Source organism: Candidatus Poribacteria bacterium (genome assembly GCA_021295755.1).
Taxonomy (GTDB): Bacteria; Poribacteria; WGA-4E; order WGA-4E; family PCPOR2b; genus PCPOR2b.
Genome location: JAGWBT010000058.1, coordinates 1 through 17,521, shown reverse-complemented (window position 1 = coordinate 17,521; position 17,521 = coordinate 1). Strand labels below are relative to the sequence as shown.

Sequence of the window (17,521 nt, the reverse complement as noted above, 5' to 3'; positions counted from 1 at the left end):
GGCGTCATGCGCCGAAGAATCTCAATATATTGTTTATGATTGGGACGTTCTTTCATGTTCATATTCAGTCATACCGTTATTCCTGTGAGGTTCCTCCGTCAGAGTCCATAGGATTCGTAATATCTGAAAAGAGATCCGCTAATCCGTATTCAACCCTTTGAAAACGTGAAACCGTGACATCGCCACGAATCAAATCTTTCAGTAAGTTATTGGCTTCTGCCTCCGTCATATGTGATTCGATCTGGATGAGCGCGTCCGTAGTTTGTAGGGAAATTATATCCGATCTTTCCTCCAGAATCGCTTGAGCCGCCTCCATATCCGACGTGACTTCGATTTACCGCTCGGAGATGTCGCGCATCTCTCCGTAAAATGCCAAGTGCCCCTCGCTCAAGATGCCGACACGGTTGCACGGGGTGATCACCTCGGTCAGACTGTTTGTCGCCAGAATCACCGTTTTTCCCATCGCGCCCAGTTCTTGGATTAATGCTCCCATTTCAGCTTGCCCCTGTGGATCTAAGAGCGCTACGGGTGCGTCAATCAACCACACCAACGGATCGTGCAAGAAGGTCTTAGCTAAACATAGACGTTGTTTCTGACCGAGTGATAGGTGTTCGATCTTTTCGTCTCGCAGCATCGCCAGATCCATCAGATCCAGAACATCTTGGATACCCGTCGCACGCTGTCTCTTTTCTATTTTGTATGCGGCAGCAAAAAACTCAAGATATTCCTGAATAGAGAGGGTAGGATATCCCTCAAAGGTTTCGGGAATATAGCCGATGAGTGGGCGGACATCACGGAGATCCTTCGTCGCATCATATCCAGCAATCTCTATAGAACCGGAGGTCGGCTTAATCAGCGTTGCTATAATCTTTATGAGCAGTGTCTTGCCTGAACCGTTTGGACCCAACAGTGCCAAACGATCCCCAGTTTCCAAATGAAAATTCAGATCAGTGAGAATCGGTTTCTGCTGAAAAGATTTACACAGTTCTTGGACGTGAATCACAACTTGAAAATCTCCACAATTAGGGAAAAGTTTCAAAAGTTCACAAAAGTAACACGCTAATCACATTATATCACGCAGATCTCGATTTGGAAATGGTAATCCTGCAAAGGGGATAGATAGCGGAATTGTCCCTGTTTATCTGTTGACTCAATCTTTCAATCTGTAGTATAATTAGCCAACACACTCTTCAAATGATATTACTTCTAAGAGCTTGTTTGAAAATCTAAGGAGCTATGGCTGAAGAAACAGAAATACTCAATTTTTTCGATATCCGAATTGAACATTTTCCCGACCGGAGTGCCCGATGGTTGTTCCAAGACAAAGAAAACGTCCGCGGATTGGTGGAAATCGTCAGCCAACTTTCACAGATTAACAGGAGTTTTATTCCCGACAACCTTCGAGAACAGGAGTCCGACCTCGTATTTAGCGTTCCATTGCAGAGCGAGTCGGAAGCGGACGAGCTGCTCATCTATATCCTTATTGAACACCAATCCACGGTTGATTCAACAATGGGATTTCGAGTGCTGTTCTACATGACTCAGATTTGGGATTCCCAACGCCGGGAATGGGAATCGGACAATGTCCCCAAAAGCCAGTGGCGTTTTCGTTCGATTCTCCCGATTCTGTTTTACACCGGCGAACGGCGATGGCACACCCCGCTGACCCTCAATGCAATAATGGACATCCCCGATATGTTTTCGCGGTTTGTCCCGACGTTTGATATACTATTTCTAAGTGTCAAGGAGACCGATGAATCGGACTTAACGAAATTTGACCATCCCCTCGGCTGGTTGCTAACTGTCTTGCAAAAAGAACATGCGAACAAGGAAGCGATAAGGACTGCGCTAATCGAAGCGATGTCACACATCAACACTCTTGGTGAAGAACAAGCGCAGCAGCGGCGACGGGCGATATCCTATCTACTATTGTTGATTTTGCATCGTCGTCCGGCTGATGAACACGCAGAATTGAGTACACTTGTTGACCAACAAATCGAACAGCCATCAGACAGGGAGGAGGTAGGAATCATGGCGCAGACAATGGCTGAACATCTCATTGAACAAGGTGAGACACGAGCGAAACAGGAGGCACTCCTCAAGCTGATACGTTTCCAATTTGAGTCCGTTCCTGAATCTGTTACCAATGAGATTACCTTGATACAGAGTCTTGCCCGTTTGGACTCGCTTTTTGAGAGAGTGCTGAACGCACAGACCCTTGATGAAATTGATTGGCAAAACCGTGATGGCTAAGAACCTGCGCTATATCTCAAATCCGGGATTTTTGGGGCAAATCTTATACCCTAAAAATGGCTTTGTCACCTACTATTGAAATAGGTTCTAAACAACAGACTTCTTAGTCCCGATGTTTTATCGGGGGAGGTATTGAGGAATACAACGTGCAGGCAGAATTGAGCATCGACGAACAGGTGGCACTCATACGCAGGGGGACGGCAGAGATTATCTCTGAGTCAGAACTCGCTCAAAAATTGGAAGCCGCCAGAACAGAGAAACGACCCCTGCGGATCAAACTTGGATTGGATCCGACAGCACCGGATATCCACCTCGGCATTGCAGTTGTCTTACGCAAACTGCGCCAGTTTCAGGATCTTGGACACGAAGTTATCCTTATCATCGGCGACTTTACGGCGACAATCGGAGATCCGAGCGGCAAATCGAAGACACGACCACAGCTGACAGCGGAAGAGGTCAAACATAACGCGAAGACCTATGCAGACCAGTATTGTATGATTCTGGACGAAGACAAAACCCGCGTCGTTTTCAACAGTGAATGGCTTGATGAGATGTCTTTTGCGGATGTCATTAGACTGAGCGCCCAAACAACGGTGGCGCGAATATTGGAGCGCGATGACTTTACGAATCGGCTTCATGACGGTGCTTCGATCGGGATGCATGAACTCCTTTACCCGATTTGTCAGGGCTACGATTCTGTCGTCTTGGAAGCAGATGTAGAGATGGGCGGGACAGACCAGAAGTTCAATATCCTGATGGGACGTGACCTCCAACGCGCTTATGACCAAGAACCCCAAGTAACCCTGCTAATGCCCCTACTCGTTGGTCTTGATGGGGCTGAAAAAATGAGCAAATCGTTGGGGAACTACGTCGGGATCTACGAACCTCCCTCCGAAATGTACGCCAAGTTGATGTCCATCTCCGATGAGTTGATGTCTACCTACTTTGAGTTGGCAACGGATGTGCCGCTCGATGAGATTCGTGAGTTTGAGGAGCAATTGGCGGGCGGCACTGTTCACCCGAAGACAGTCAAGCAACGGCTTGCCCGCGAGATTGTGACAATCTACCACAACGCTGATGCAGCACAGGCAGCCGAAGCGGAGTTTGACAGGGTACACCGCGATCGACAGCTTCCCGATGATCTACCCGAAGTTGCTATTCCGGCGTCCTCGCTCACTGACGGCAAGATCTGGATCGCCCATCTAATGCAGCAAGCCGGTTTTGCCAAGAGTTCCAGCGAGGCGAGACGATTGGTGCAGCAAGGTGGAGTTCGCCTTGATGGTGACAGAATCACGGATCCTAGACTGGAAGTCTCGTTGCAGGGGGAAGCCATCTTGCAGGTCGGAAAGCGACGGTTTGCGAAGGTTAAAATATGATTTTTGTAACCAACGACGATGGGATTGACGCACCGGGCTTAAAGATTCTCGCAGAGACACTCGAAACCCTCGATGAGGTTTATGTTGTGGCACCGGATCGGGAGCGGAGCGCTGTCGGCATGGCGATTACACTTCATCAGCCGCTCAGAGCCAAACAGGTTCGGCCCCGCGCCTACGCGGTTGATGGGACGCCTGTCGATTGCGTAGACCTTGCATTGGGGACCCTACTCCCTGAACCCCCAAAATTGCTGGTTTCGGGCATCAATCAGGGGCACAATCTTGGAGCTGATATTCATTTTTCAGGCACGGTTGGAGCGGCGAAAAAAGGAACACTCGCAGGGATTCCGTCAATTGCGGTTTCCCTCGCTTTAGAGGGGGTAGGAGAACAGCAATCCGACTTCCACTACAAAACGGCGGGAGCGATTGCGTGCCGCATTGCGAAGCAGGTGATCGAGAAGGGGATGCCGAGCCATATCCTGCTTAATGTGAATGTGCCGAATTGTCCGCTTTCCGATGTGAAAGGCATCAAGATTACACGGCAAGACCGTGGGAACTACAGTATAAACGCTGTCACACGGCTGGATCGGGGCGGACGACCCTACTACTGGATCGGCGGAGAGCGCACCCAAATTGACTTTGCACGAGATACAGACCTCCACGCGATTCACAATCGGCGCGTGTCGATTACGCCGGTACAGCTTGACTTCACAGACCACGCCCTCATCACGCCACTAAAGGCTTGGCTGGATGATGAGAACATGCAACTCTAACCCGAAAAAGAGGAGGAGGCTTGGGCTACTTATCGCTTGTCCTCAAGGGGTGTTGTATCGGGGTGGCAAATGTTATTCCCGGTGTGAGCGGCGGCACGATGGCAGTTATGCTTGGCATCTATGAACGATTGATTCGTGCCTTGCGCCGCATTGGATTTTCAACTGCCAGAAAACTCTTGGCAATTTTCCCGCTCAAAAAGGGGGCAATATCTGAAGCGCGTGCGGAGCTGCATCGTATTGATTTCGGATTTTTGATAGCCATTACCTTCGGTGCGCTGCTCGCTGTTGTCGCGTCAGCCCGATTGATCATTTATCTGCTGAATGAGCAACATGATCCGACATACGGTTTCTTTTCTGGATTGGTGCTGACCTCTGTTATCATTCCGTTCAAAATGCTGAAACGTTTTACCGTCAAAGAGGTTGTTTCCCTTCTCCTCGCTGCGGGGTTGACGGTGGGACTAACACTGAGCATGAGCGGAGAACAGAGACTGGAGAGTGAGCGACGGAAACACAAACTGCAAGACAGTCAACTCAGCGGAAGCCCAATCACAGAGGTGGAGGGTTCCACAGGGGAATCACAAGATGTTTCAACAGACGCAAATCACGCGGTTGGGGTGCTGCTTTATCTGTTTCTGTGTAGTGCGATTGCGGTTTCTGCGATGATCCTTCCCGGCATCAGCGGCTCTTTCATCTTTCTTGTGTTGGGCGTGTATTTCGACGTACTGGCGGCGGTGGATAGTCGTGACTGGATTGTGATAGGGGTTGTCGCTTTGGGCGGTGTTGTCGGTCTGTTGGCGTTCACCCGATTGCTGAATTATGTCCTTGAACGCCATCGCGATTTGACGGTGTCCTTCTTAATTGGATTAATGCTTGCCTCATTATACGGGCTTTGGCCCTTCCGCAGTTATGCAATGGTCGGTGAGGAACGCGTTAACCTTGCACATATTCTTCCGCACGCGAACATGAATCTGGTTGTCACGGTTTTAGCGTTTCTGATCGGCTGCGGGGTGGTTCTTCTCTTTTATCGTCTGGAAAGTCGAAGAAACTGATACTAACTTGGCAGCAATGGTTAAACAAAGCACAAGATTCGATAACTGCGGGACAGAATAGTTTAGAAGCTGGCGATTTCGCTTCTGCGGTGAGTCGGGCCTATTTTGCTGCATTTCAAGCGGTCACAGGCGCATTGATTAAACGAGGATACCAACCCAATTCGGAAACTGGAAATTGGGGACACAAGGTAACGCAAAATCAATTCACGATACTCATTCAGCAGGTACGTTTCAAACGCAGAAGACTACGGCGAGAGCGAGAGCATTTCAAAGGCCTTTATTTTTATCGTGCCTTTGCAGATTATGGTGACGATTCAATCATCACAACAAAGTTAGCGCGACAACTCGTTAGAGAATCTGGACAAGTTGTTACTCTCGTGCAAAAACTCATTGAGGACGGTGATATTTAATGTCCCTTAAAAACACAAAAAAAAATCTAACCGAACTTCAAGCCACCGCGGTTGAAGTCTACCGTCAACGGTTAGCTGAAACTGTACCAGAGGTTGAGATTCTTGACGCTTTTGCAACGGATGGTATTATCGAAGTGAAATTGAACGATGTCTCAGCACGAAAGCGTGCCACAGGGAAGCACGTCGTGAAACTCTCGGTTGAGGTAGAGGATCAGTTCAACGTGACGCTGCTGCCTTATGTTGTTCCACATGAAAACTGATTGAAAGGATTTTTTCCAGAGCAAATTACAGTCTATGAAAAGAGTTGGTCTCTTCGTTAATACATCCAAACCTCACGCGCTGCAAGTTGCCACGGAGGCTTGCGATTGGCTCAGAAAGCATGAGGCAAAGCCGCTAGTTCCCGATGCGGAAGCTGCGCTACTCGGTCTGGCAGGTGCGGGTTGTAATCGGCGTGAATTGGCTGCACAGTGTGAGCTATTATTGGTCCTCGGCGGTGACGGTACACTTCTCGATGCTGCACATATACCCGACATCGAGAATGTTCCAATCCTCGCTGTGAATCTCGGTAGCCTCGGTTTCCTCACGGATGTTCCCCGCGACCAGCTTTACGCTGCCTTGACCAACGTTTTTAATGGCGATTACAAAATTGATCAGCGAATGATGTTAGAGGTCAGTGTCGAGAACCATGAGCAGCAATTTTCCAACTCTTTTGCGCTCAACGATGTGGTGATTCGGCACTATACGCAGCTCATCGAATTGGAAACCTACATTGATGGAGAGTCATTCGTCACCTATAACGCTGACGGACTGATTATCGCCACATCAAGCGGCTCAACCGCCTATTCCTTAGCGTGTGGGGGACCAATCGTCGAACCGCATCTCAACGCAATCCTCCTGACACCGATTTCGCCGCATTCATTAACGATGCGCCCTTTTATAGCGCACGGAGATTCAGAGATTACGGTAGTCATGCAATCCGATTATAGCAGCGTCAACCTGCTTGTCGATGGTCCCCGTGAGACACACGCGGTTGCTCCCAATTCCTTAATTCGTGTGCGTAAAGCAGATAAGACAATCCAACTGATTCGTTCTCACCACCACAGCAATTATGAGGTCTTACAAACGAAGTTAATGTTGGGAGAAGGAACGAAGCGGAAAACGTGAAACGTGAAAACTATTTGTTCATTGGTACAGTTGCTGGAAACGGAAGCTGCTCGTGATGGAACGAGAGGTGAAAAGTTGAATCTTTGGAAAAGTGCAGAGGCTTAGGCGAAAATAGAGCGACGCGAAGCGTGGGAATCTTTTGTTTATAACAATCGCAAAAGAAGGATATATGTTGATCGGGAGATCGACATTTCTCGTTTATGCGATGAGATAAACGATATGGAGAAGGACTTTGAAAGATAATCTATGGCGAATTGGCTTCGCACCATTGCCTAAACCTTCATTCTAATCTTCGTATGGAACAACGAGCGTTGTTCCATACGATTTCTTAACATGAGCCAATCATCTTTATCAACCGACAAACCATCCCACTGAATCAAGAGATTAAATGTTGCCATGATTGAAGAACTTTACATAAGCAATGTTGCCCTTATCGATGAGCTTCAGTTGGAGTGCTCCTCCGGTCTGAATGTTTTCACCGGGGAGACGGGTGCGGGTAAATCGGTGATCTTAAACGCTGTGGGACTTGCGCTCGGTGAACGCAGTAACGCTGGACTTGTCAGAGATGGAGCGACCAACGCCAAGATTCAGATCGCGGTTGCGCTACCTCCGGATCATCCTGTGTGGGCCGGTTTTAACGATTCAGAGTTTGGCGACGCTTTGGATGCAGAGGAAACGTTGGTTCTATCCCGACAGATCAATGCAAGCGGGCGCAGTCGTTGCCACGCCAATGGACAGTTGGTGAGCCTGACATTCTTGAGTGCAATCGGTGATTTGCTCGTCGATATTCACGGTCAGCATGCGCACCAATCTCTCTTCAGGTCGGAAACCCATCTTGATCTCGTTGATACGTTCGGCAGGTATGAGGCGCTGAAGGCGGAAGTCTGTAAAAAGTACGACGAACTCCACGCCGCCCAAGCAAAACTCGCTGATTATTCCCAAACGCTCCGTGAAGCGACTCAGGAGAAAGATCTGTTAGAGTTTCAACTTGAAGAACTAGAGGATGCCCAACTCCAAGAGGGAGAAGAGGAGGATCTTGTTAACGAACAGCATCTCCTCAGCAATGCAGAAACCCTCTTTGAATCAGCCAATGAACTCTACGAGCAACTCTATGGCGGCGACCTATCGGAATCTTCGACGCTAGACGGGCTCAAGATAGCGAGCCGCACCATTTCTAAACTCTGCGAATTAGATGGCAGCCTGTCAGAATTGAACGAGCGTTTCGAGTCCGTCCTGTATGAGTTGGAGGACATCGTCTATCAGATCCGCGATTATCGTGATAAAATTGAGTTTAATCCGCACCGCCTTTCAGAGGTTGAGGAACGGCTGGACCTCATCCATCGGCTCAAGCGGAAGTACGGCGATTCAATCTCCGACATTTTAGCTTACCAAGGGCAAGCCTCGCAGAAACTTGAGGAGCTTCAATTCGGTTCCGAGCGGATTGAAGAGTTGAAGGACCAGATTCGCGCCGTGACAGAACAAGCCCAGGAACTCGCGGTTGAACTTTCCAAGAAACGGAAAGAGACCGCGACCCAACTTGAAGCTTTGATTGAGCGTGAACTCCAGACACTGGGAATGGAAACAGCGGTTTTCCAGATCCTTGTGTCCCCTATTGAGTCCGCTGAGGGTCCCTTGGAGATTGAGGGGAAACGTTATGAACTGCGGGCTGATGGGATGGATGAAATCGAATTCTTCATCTCTCCCAACGTTGGATCCGAACCGAAGCCGTTGGCGCGAATAGCGTCCGGCGGGGAGATCTCGCGTGTGATGTTAGCATTGAAAACGGTGCTTGCCCAAGTTGATCTGATTCCGACAATGATTTTTGACGAAATCGATGCAGGTATCGGGGGACGCACCGCAGATATCGTCGGACGGAAACTAAAGGAACTGTCGCGTTTTCGCCAAGTCTTTTGTATCACGCATCTACCACAGATTGCACGTTTTGCTGACCAGCATTTTCGGGTTGACAAAGATGAGGACGGAAATCGCACAACGATCACGGCGAAACTCCTGACACCGGAAGAACGGGTTGAGGAGGTGGCTCGGATGCACGGCGGCGAAGCGACGGTAACGACGCTTGCACATGCGAGGGAGTTGTTGGAGGGACAATAGCGTATGGAAGATAGATTTATACAAGAGAGCGGTACAAATGTTTATACCGGTTGCGAATTGCTAGTCAAAGGTGCCCTCGAAGGACAGGTCAATTTGCTTACGGGATACCCCGGCTCACCGTTGGCAGAGGTGTTCGACGTAATGAAAGCGAACGCAGCACTCCTCAAAGAACACGGTATCCTCGCGCAGATTGGGAACAACGAAGCCCTCAGTGTCGCAAGGCTCAACGGTTCACAAATGGCGAATTTACGCGCTGCTGCCTTTATGAAGAACGTCGGGATGCATGTGGCCTCCGATGCGTTGGCGATCAGCAATTTGGCGGGGACAACGGGCGGTGCGGTTGTCGTCGTCGGGGATGACACATGGGGATCAAGTACGCAAGTGCCGGCGGATTCACGTTTTCTAGCCCGCCACCTCTACACCCCGGTTATCGAACCGAGCACATTTCAGGAGATGAAAGATTGGTTGAGCGCTGCCTTTGAAATTTCTGCCAGATCCAATCTGTATGTCACCTACATCGTCACGCTCACTCAGGCGGAGGGCGGCGGCACTGTGGAATTGCGTCCGAACCGCTATCCTGAGACCTCGACGAAGAATCAGACGGTGATCGATACGGCACTGATTAACGGCTCAAACCGGATTATTTTGCCGCCCGACACACCTCGGATTGAGATTGAGACCTTAACGGAGCGGTTCCCGAATGCGGTTAAGAGTGCGCGCGAACATAACCTGAATCAGATCTATCACCTAAATGACTCAGAACACGAGATCGGATTTATCGCTTCAGGGCTGGGGTATTCCTATCTCGAACACGCACTATACGAACTGGAGTTCCAGGGACGGATTCCAATCCTTAAACTTGGGTTGACGCATCCAGTTGATGAAGAGATTGTGCGCGAATTTGCATCGCATGTACGTGAGATTTACGTCATTGAGGAGAAGCGACCGCTGCTTGAAAAAGACATCAAGGCGATTGTCGGTCGATTTTATCAGAATGGCGAAATGGATCGGTTGGTGCAGGTGTGGGGTAAGGAATTTCCAGACGGTTTGGAAGGGATTCCTGATTCGCTTGGACTTAACCCAACAATACTGATACAGCACCTGATCCCACTCCTTCGGCATAAGTTCGGGGACAAAGACGAACCTATAGGAATTGATCCTGATGTCCTTATCCGTGAAGAACAACACCTCGAACAGGTCAAGGCACATCAGGTAGATATCCCTGCACGAACGCCCACTTTTTGTCCGGGTTGCCCACACCGTGACTCTGCGAGTGTTTTCAAAGAGATTACCGATCAGTTTATGGATCCGAAATATATGGAGAGGCACCACGCACGGTCTCCCGTTGACCTCGTCTTTCATGGAGATATCGGCTGTTACTCGATGCTGAAGTATGAGCCGTTTCCGCGCTTGATGCACAACCTCTCGGCGATGGCGCTCGGCGGCGGGGCAGGTGCCGGAATCGATCCGTTCATCACGAATAAGCAGATTGTCTTTATGGGGGATTCCACGTTCTTCCACGGTGGGATGTCAGCGATTTCTGATTCGATTAAAAATAGTCAAGATCTGACCTATGTTATCTTAGACAATCAGACAACTGGGATGACGGGACATCAACCCACGCCATCGACAGAAGACGACATCCTCGGCAATCCGACCTTTGCACAGGACATCGAAAAGGTTGTCCAAGGACTTGCGGGCGATGCGGACCTCTTTATCATCCGAACAAATCCAGAAAATCGCGTTGAATACAAGAAACTGGTCGAAGAGACGATTCTCAAGCCGGGCGTCAAAATTCTCATCGCTGATAAAGAGTGCGGCATCACCTATCAGCGTCGGCTGCGACGTGAACACCAACAAACGATCAAAGAACGCGGTTTCCTATCGGTCGAAAAACATATAAATATCACCCCCGAAGTCTGCGAATTCTGTCTGGAGTGTACCAACGCCACTGGTTGCCCCGGCCTGAAAATCACCGAAACGGACTATGGACCGAAAATCGGGATCGATCAATCCAATTGTGTATCTGATGGTGCCTGCGCGCGGATCAAGTGGGCGTGTCCCTCCTTCGAGGAGGTAACTATCACCCGCAAGCGTCCACCGCGCCAACAGGTCGATCTGCGCGTTATGTCAGCCGCTTCTACAGAGGTTCTACCGTCACCACGTACCTTCGAGGGGACATGGAGCGTCCACGCCGCGGGCGTTGGTGGGATGGGGATTGGTACAATCTCCAAGGTTCTGGTACTTGCGGGGCGAGCCCAAGGGTATCATGTGAGGTTTTTCGACAAGAAGGGATTGGCAATTCGTAACGGAGGGGTCTACACAAACCTTATTTACTCAAAAACAGCGGTGGAACTCTCTCCGATTATTCCCTACGGGAAAGCAGATCTACTGCTCGGCATGGATATGTTGGAAGCGGTGCGTGGTCTTGATGCCCAAGCTGGATTCTGTGTTGCGTCCTCCGATCGAACGGCTGCCATCGTTAATACCGCTAAAACGGATACGGTCACGACCCTCATCGGTCAGGACGACTTCAAACTTGCGGATCTGGAGAACTGGTTACAGCGCTACACTGATGCAGATGCTTATTTCGGGGCAGATGTGTTCGAGATTTCGGAAAAATATCTCGGAAATAAGCTCTATGCCAACATGATGCTGCTCGGTGTTGCTTTTCAACGAGGGCATTTGCCACTTGAACTTGAATCCATTCAATCGGGGTTAAAATTGGCTGTCAGACCTGCGGATCTGGAAACGAACCAGCGCGCTTTTAACATGGGCAGACGGCTGGCTGTGGAGCCAGACGCTTTTGCGACGGCACCGCAGCGGCAGACGTACAAAACTTTACTCCGAGAGAAATGCGAAAGTTTAACACGCAGGCGACGCGGTGCAGCGCTCGCCCACGAATATGAGGTGCTTGTTCAGCAGACAGTCGAAAGGTTGGAATTGGACGATGAAACCCATCGTAGTTTTGCCTTGTATGTGTACGATCTCATTCAATTCGAGGGTATGGAATATGCCCGTCTGTATGTTGAAAAGATTAAAGGGGTCCATTCCAAAGATTTGGCTGAGATGGGCTACCGCGCAACGAAAGCTGCGATCAAATATCTGCATAAGGTTATGCTCATCAAGGACGAAGTATATGTGGCACACCTGCTCACCAGCGAGGCTAAATTAAGGCGTGACAAGGAGTTGTACAACGTCGATGAATCGAATGGGGATAAGATTAAGTATCTCCACCTCAACCGCCCCCGTTTCACCATTATGGGTCGAGATCTTCAGTGGGACATGAATACTAAGAACTGGCAGTTAAGATTAATGAAACGGATGCGCTTCCTCAGACGTTTGCTATCGCAATGGCATAAACTAGAAAAAGTGTTCCGAGATTGGTATATCGCTGAAGTGATTGATACCTTTGCACCACACGATAGAGAGAGCTATGAAGATCATGTCAGTGCGATAGCAGTCCCTGAAGAGGTGCGTGGCTATCGAGAGGTGCGTTATCCAAAGATGGAAAACGCCAGAAAAAAGGTCGAAGAATTATTGCGTAACGCATAAGGTTTTCACATTTCACTTCACATGCCATGCAAATCACAGGTCAAACGAAAATCGTTGGCATTATCGGTGCCCCGATCAAACATAGTCGCTCTCCGCAGATACATAACGCAGCAATTACCGCACTGGGATTGGATTATGTCTATGTGCCCTTTCAGGTTCAGCCTGACAATTTAGGCGCGGCGATTGAGGGGTTCAAGGCAACCAATGTAGTCGGTATCAACGTAACGATTCCACACAAACAAAACGTGATCTCGTACCTTGATGAGATATCAAGGGAAGCGACGCTCATCGGTGCCGTTAATACGCTGATTTTCAAAGACGGCGGAATTATCGGCGAGAATACAGATGCCCCCGGTTTCTTACAAGCAATGGAGGAAGAGGGACTTGATGTGCCTCACGGGGGTTCGGCTGTCATAATTGGAGCGGGTGGATCAGCACGTGCGATTGTCGTTGCACTTGCCCTTGCTGGGGTGCAGACGATTTGCATTACCAATCGTACCGTTTCAAGAGCAGTTGCGCTTGCCACGGATCTTTCAGAGAAAACAGACGCGTCAATCTACGGAATAGGGCTTGATGATTCCAAGCTACCAGACGCTGTGGGAACGAGTCAGTTAATTGTCAATACAGCATCCACCAGTATGGATGTTTCGCACCCGTTGTTGATTGATCCTGAGTGGTTAGCACCACAACCCATCGTTTACGATATTGTCTACACGCCTCCCAAGACGCGCCTTCTACAAGCTGCGGCGGAGAAGGGCTGTCACACGATCGGCGGCTTAGGTATGCTTGTCCATCAAGGAGCGATTGCTTTCGAGAAATGGACGGGCGTCAATCCGCCTGTGGAAACCATGCGGCAAGCACTCCAAGGTGCATTTGATTAGAAGTGAGAGGTCAATTATGAGTATCGAAAATTCTTTCTCTACAAGCCCCCCGACATCCGCGCCAATTAAGGTGGATATTTTTCATTCGCAGTATCTAATACAACCAACTGAACATTTACCGGCGGAAGATATTCGCCAGTTGGCTGCCTACGTAGATGGGCGGCTGCACGAAATGAGTCGAAAGACCTCACGTGATAAGTTCGATATCGCGATCATGGTCGCATTGCAAATTGCGGCGCAGATGTGCGAAGATCAGAAACGGTTCCAGCAATCGATCCATCGCATGATCGAGGAGCTTGAGAAAGCGGTCGAAGGTAAATCTGCTCCTGAATCAGGCCAACCCACTACAACATTCGATAACGTATAAATCATTCAATTTCGTAGGTAACATTCACTCTTACCGAGATCTGGAGTTGACCAGATTGGATGGGTGTTTCTACCGCCGCTGCTGCGTCTTTAGCGAATGCGAATTCGAAACTGACAGGTCCCGGCGGATAATAATCCTCCGACTCGGAGATGGAAATTGGTTTTCCAAGCGCGACTCCACCTTCAGTCGCTAACGTCTGTGCTTTTGCTTGTGCGTCCTGCATCGCTGCCACGCGAGCCTGCATTTTTAATTTCGTGGGGTCATCGATTGTGAACTGAATCGAGTTGATCTCCACCAAATCCCCACCTGCTTCCGCTGCATCATCAATCACATTCCCAACAGTGTCCAAATCGCGGATCTTCGCAGAGACGGTATTTGTCACGTTATATCCGCGAAACTCGCGCTTACCTTTGCTATAGTCGTACCGCTGGTGAATGCTGAAATGCTGGGTCTGAATGTCCGTATCAATGAGACCGTTGCCTTTTAACGATTCGATTACCCCCGCCATCGCTTCAGCGGCTTCTGTCCGCGCCTGTTTCACGGAGTCCCTTTCCACCGAAACACCGATACTCAGCACGACCACATCGGGGTCCCCCGCGACGATACCGGTGCCGGACACACGAACCGTTTTTTCTGTTTTCTCCCTATTGATGACCTCTATGGTGCGTTCCCCCGGTTCAACCGAAACCTCCACGTCGTTGCCCAAACTGCCTGCTACTATCACTAAATCGAACAGGTCTATACTCCCATCCTGATTTACATCGCGTGGGGATGCGACAAAATCAATCCCTGCTTGTGTGTTTAGAAGTGGGGTCAATTCAGCAACGGTGAGCTCGGTCTCTTCTTCCGGCTTAGTTCCCTCATCTGCAGCGCACCCACTCAACAGTATCATCAGACAGACAAGAGGATAGATAAATTTAACTTTCATGGATAAAATCTCCTGATGATATAGAGTCGGGACAAGGTGAAACCTATCCCGACTCAAAAATCCGACTGTTCTGTCGGGATGTGAATCTTGCCCTACTCTATTCAACTTGATATTTCATAGATTTGTAGGGGTAACCCTTGTGGTTACCCTATGGTCTGGCGGTTATGTGTGTTTTGGGCAGGCACAAGACCTGCCCCTACATTGGTCTGTAGGTCGATTTTCCAAAATCGACAATCTTTCGTAGCCACAGGTTTCCGAAACTGTGATCATCGCATAGGAAGATGTCGAGCTATGAATCTCGACCTACTTTACAGAAAATAACGTTCCTTCTGCTTTGCGGTCTCGTATTCCTCGTAAGCCTGCTGCACAGTGTCCACCTCAGAGACTTCGGCGATCGGCACATCCCACCACGATTCGTAGCTGGGGACGCGCTTCTCGAAATCGACATCGACCTTGATCACCGTTGTACGATCAGATATTTTTGCCTCGCCAAGTGCTGTTTTCAGGCTTGTTGCCGAATCCGCTTCAATGACGTGTGCGCCGAGGCTCGCGGCGTTCGCAACCAGATCCACCGGCAACACGCCTCCATCAAGTTGACCTGTGGCATCGTTACGATAGAGGAATTTCGTTCCAAATCCCTGTGCGCCGGTTGCTTCAGAAAGCCCGCCGATGCTGCTGTGACCGTAGTTGTTCACCAGCACAATGGTCAGTTTGTACCCTTCCTGAACCGCGGTCATAATCTCCTGTCCCATCAGCAGGTACGAGCCATCACCGACCAGCACGTAGACCTCACGGCTTGGGTCTGCCATCTTGATTCCCAGACCGCCCGCAACTTCGTAGCCCATGCAGGAGTAGCCGAACTCGACATCATATCCCTTGGGATCGCGAGTGCGCCACAGTTTCTGGAGGTCACCCGGTAGACTGCCCGCCGCGCCGATAAGCACATCCTTCGGATCTGAGAACTCGTTTACCACGCCGATGACCTCGCCTTGACTGAGGATCTCGGTCTGATCTGGATGATAGATTCGGTCGACTTCGGCGTCCCAGTCCTCACGCAATTTAGCGATCTGGGCGGCGTAGTCCAGATTGACATGATAGCCTTGGACAGCGTCACCGAGTTCTTCAAGTGTTACACGCGCATCCGCAGTCAGTGGTAGCGCCGCGTGCTTGGCGGCGTCAAACTCCGCCACGTTGATGGTGATGAAGCGCACATCTGGATCTTGGAACGCGGTCTTCGAGGCGGTAATGAAATCGCTCAAGCGGGAACCCGCCACGATGATGAGATCTGCGTCGCGGGCGATGGTATTCGCACCCAGTGTGCCGGAGACACCCATACTCCCTAAGCATTGTGGGTGGTCATAGCGGAGTGAGCCTTTGCCTGCAAATGTTTCAGCGACGGGGATGCCGGTCTGTTCAGCGAAACGAGCGAGCGCGTCCGTTGCCTCACTGTATTTCACGCCACCGCCTGCGATGATAAGAGGTTTCTTGCTGGCACGAATCCATTCGGCAGCTTCTTTTAGCGCGTTCAGGTCGGCGCGTGGGCGGGGAATCGTCTGAACCCGTTTTTCAAACAGCGCGGACGGATAATCGTAGGCTTCGGCTTGTACGTCCTGTGGCAATGCCACTGTGACGACACCTGTTTCCGCCGGCGAGGTCAGCACACGCATCGCCTCTGGCAGCGCGGTGATAATCTGTTCTGGGCGGTTGATTCGATCCCAGTAGCGTGAGATGGGCTTGAAGCAGTCGTTCACCGAAATATCCTGTGAACTAGGCGATTCGAGCTGCTGTAGGACGGGAGCGACGAGCCGTGTTGAGAAGATGTCACCCGGCAACAGCAGGATAGGTATCCGATTGATGGTCGCACCGGCAGCGGCGGTCACCATGTTGGTCGCGCCAGGTCCAATCGAAGAGGTACACGCAAAGGTGCGTAGGCGGTTGTTCATCTTCGCATACGCCGCAGCGGTATGCACCATCGCCTGCTCATTGCGTGTCTGATAGAACCTGAATGAGTCTGCGTACTGATGTAGCGCCTGACCTACTCCAGCGACGTTTCCGTGTCCAAAGATGCCGAACATACCCGCGAAAAACTGGTGTTCGACGCCATCGCGTTCAACATATTGGTTTTTGAGAAATTCGACGACAGCTTGCCCCATCGTCAATCTTTGAGTTTTCATCGTTGCCTCCTTTATTTTAGAATCACCATTCGTCGTAAAGCGGTATACTCATCCGCACGGGGTCGATAGAAATAGACATCACTTGAAACCGATTTTCCACCCCAATAGATTTTATCACACAATTGTTCTGCTGGGTAGGTGATAAACTCACACGACAGGAAAAAAGAGGGACATACTGAAGCAATTCACTAATTGACGTTTCGATGTTGAGATATGAATCTCGACCTACGGGTTTTGTTGACTTTAGGCAAATTTGGTGAGGAAGCGAAGCATTGGGTGCGAAGTCGAGGGGGACTACTTGAGGATGACCATCCGGCGTAACGCAGTATAATGCCCCGCACGGATTTGATAGAAATAGACTCCGCTAGCGACGGATTCTCCACTGTCATTACGACCGTCCCAATAGGCTGCCTTTGCCTGATCTGTGTAATACCCTGCGGGCTGATGCCCCAAATCCAACCGGCGCACGGGCGCACCTTTTA

Annotated in this window: 16 protein-coding genes; 11 read left to right on the top strand and 5 right to left on the bottom strand. The window is 50.0% G+C overall.

The features are described from left to right. Positions 1–76: 76 nt before the first annotated feature. Positions 77–316 (bottom strand): hypothetical protein, encoded by a 240-nt coding sequence (locus J4G02_10225; GenBank protein MCE2394949.1) that lies wholly within the window; start codon positions 314–316, stop codon positions 77–79. A gap of 18 nt (positions 317–334) precedes the next feature. Further along, positions 335–1,003 (bottom strand): ABC transporter ATP-binding protein, encoded by a 669-nt coding sequence (locus J4G02_10220; protein MCE2394948.1) that lies wholly within the window; start codon positions 1,001–1,003, stop codon positions 335–337. A 233-nt stretch (positions 1,004–1,236) separates the two neighbouring features. Between J4G02_10220 and J4G02_10215 the strand changes: the two genes are divergently transcribed. The 11 genes from J4G02_10215 (at position 1,237) to J4G02_10165 (ending at position 13,937) form a co-directional block, all read left to right on the top strand. Next, positions 1,237–2,253, top strand: a complete 1,017-nt coding sequence (locus tag J4G02_10215; GenBank protein ID MCE2394947.1) for an Rpn family recombination-promoting nuclease/putative transposase — start codon at positions 1,237–1,239, stop codon at positions 2,251–2,253. A 146-nt stretch (positions 2,254–2,399) separates the two neighbouring features. Further along, entirely contained in the window at positions 2,400–3,629 is a 1,230-nt protein-coding gene (locus tag J4G02_10210; protein ID MCE2394946.1) for a tyrosine--tRNA ligase, read from the top strand. Next, on the top strand, positions 3,626–4,399 hold the full coding sequence (surE, locus tag J4G02_10205) for a 5'/3'-nucleotidase SurE (GenBank protein MCE2394945.1): 774 nt from the start codon (positions 3,626–3,628) through the stop codon (positions 4,397–4,399). Before J4G02_10210 ends, surE begins: the two co-directional genes overlap by 4 nt. A gap of 20 nt (positions 4,400–4,419) precedes the next feature. Next, positions 4,420–5,448 (top strand): DUF368 domain-containing protein, encoded by a 1,029-nt coding sequence (locus tag J4G02_10200; protein ID MCE2394944.1) that lies wholly within the window; start codon positions 4,420–4,422, stop codon positions 5,446–5,448. Beyond that, entirely contained in the window at positions 5,400–5,858 is a 459-nt protein-coding gene (locus J4G02_10195) for a HEPN domain-containing protein (GenBank protein ID MCE2394943.1), read from the top strand. The genes J4G02_10200 and J4G02_10195 overlap by 49 nt, the downstream gene beginning before the upstream one ends. After that, positions 5,858–6,118, top strand: coding sequence for a hypothetical protein (locus J4G02_10190; GenBank protein MCE2394942.1), 261 nt, complete (start codon positions 5,858–5,860; stop codon positions 6,116–6,118). Before J4G02_10195 ends, J4G02_10190 begins: the two co-directional genes overlap by 1 nt. Before the next feature lie 34 nt (positions 6,119–6,152). Next, entirely contained in the window at positions 6,153–7,022 is an 870-nt protein-coding gene (locus tag J4G02_10185; protein MCE2394941.1) for an NAD(+)/NADH kinase, read from the top strand. A gap of 396 nt (positions 7,023–7,418) precedes the next feature. Continuing rightward, positions 7,419–9,134 carry a DNA repair protein RecN gene (gene recN / locus J4G02_10180; GenBank protein ID MCE2394940.1) on the top strand — a complete coding sequence of 572 codons (1,716 nt, stop codon included), beginning with the start codon at positions 7,419–7,421 and terminating at the stop codon, positions 9,132–9,134. Positions 9,135–9,137: 3 nt separating this feature from the next. Next, positions 9,138–12,689, top strand: coding sequence for a 2-oxoacid:acceptor oxidoreductase family protein (locus J4G02_10175; protein MCE2394939.1), 3,552 nt, complete (start codon positions 9,138–9,140; stop codon positions 12,687–12,689). A gap of 26 nt (positions 12,690–12,715) precedes the next feature. Beyond that, on the top strand, positions 12,716–13,570 hold the full coding sequence (locus J4G02_10170; protein MCE2394938.1) for a shikimate dehydrogenase: 855 nt from the start codon (positions 12,716–12,718) through the stop codon (positions 13,568–13,570). Positions 13,571–13,586: 16 nt separating this feature from the next. After that, the gene (locus J4G02_10165; protein MCE2394937.1) at positions 13,587–13,937 is read left to right on the top strand and encodes a cell division protein ZapA; all 351 of its coding nucleotides are present in this window, start codon (positions 13,587–13,589) and stop codon (positions 13,935–13,937) included. Position 13,938: 1 nt separating this feature from the next. Here the strand turns inward: J4G02_10165 and J4G02_10160 are convergent, their stop codons facing one another. The 3 genes from J4G02_10160 to J4G02_10150 form a co-directional block, all read right to left on the bottom strand. Beyond that, positions 13,939–14,865 (bottom strand): SIMPL domain-containing protein, encoded by a 927-nt coding sequence (locus J4G02_10160; GenBank protein ID MCE2394936.1) that lies wholly within the window; start codon positions 14,863–14,865, stop codon positions 13,939–13,941. A 308-nt stretch (positions 14,866–15,173) separates the two neighbouring features. Next, positions 15,174–17,039 (bottom strand): 3D-(3,5/4)-trihydroxycyclohexane-1,2-dione acylhydrolase (decyclizing), encoded by a 1,866-nt coding sequence (gene iolD / locus J4G02_10155; protein MCE2394935.1) that lies wholly within the window; start codon positions 17,037–17,039, stop codon positions 15,174–15,176. A 294-nt stretch (positions 17,040–17,333) separates the two neighbouring features. Continuing rightward, on the bottom strand, positions 17,334–17,521 hold a 188-nt coding region (locus tag J4G02_10150), incomplete at its 5' end, for a hypothetical protein (protein MCE2394934.1).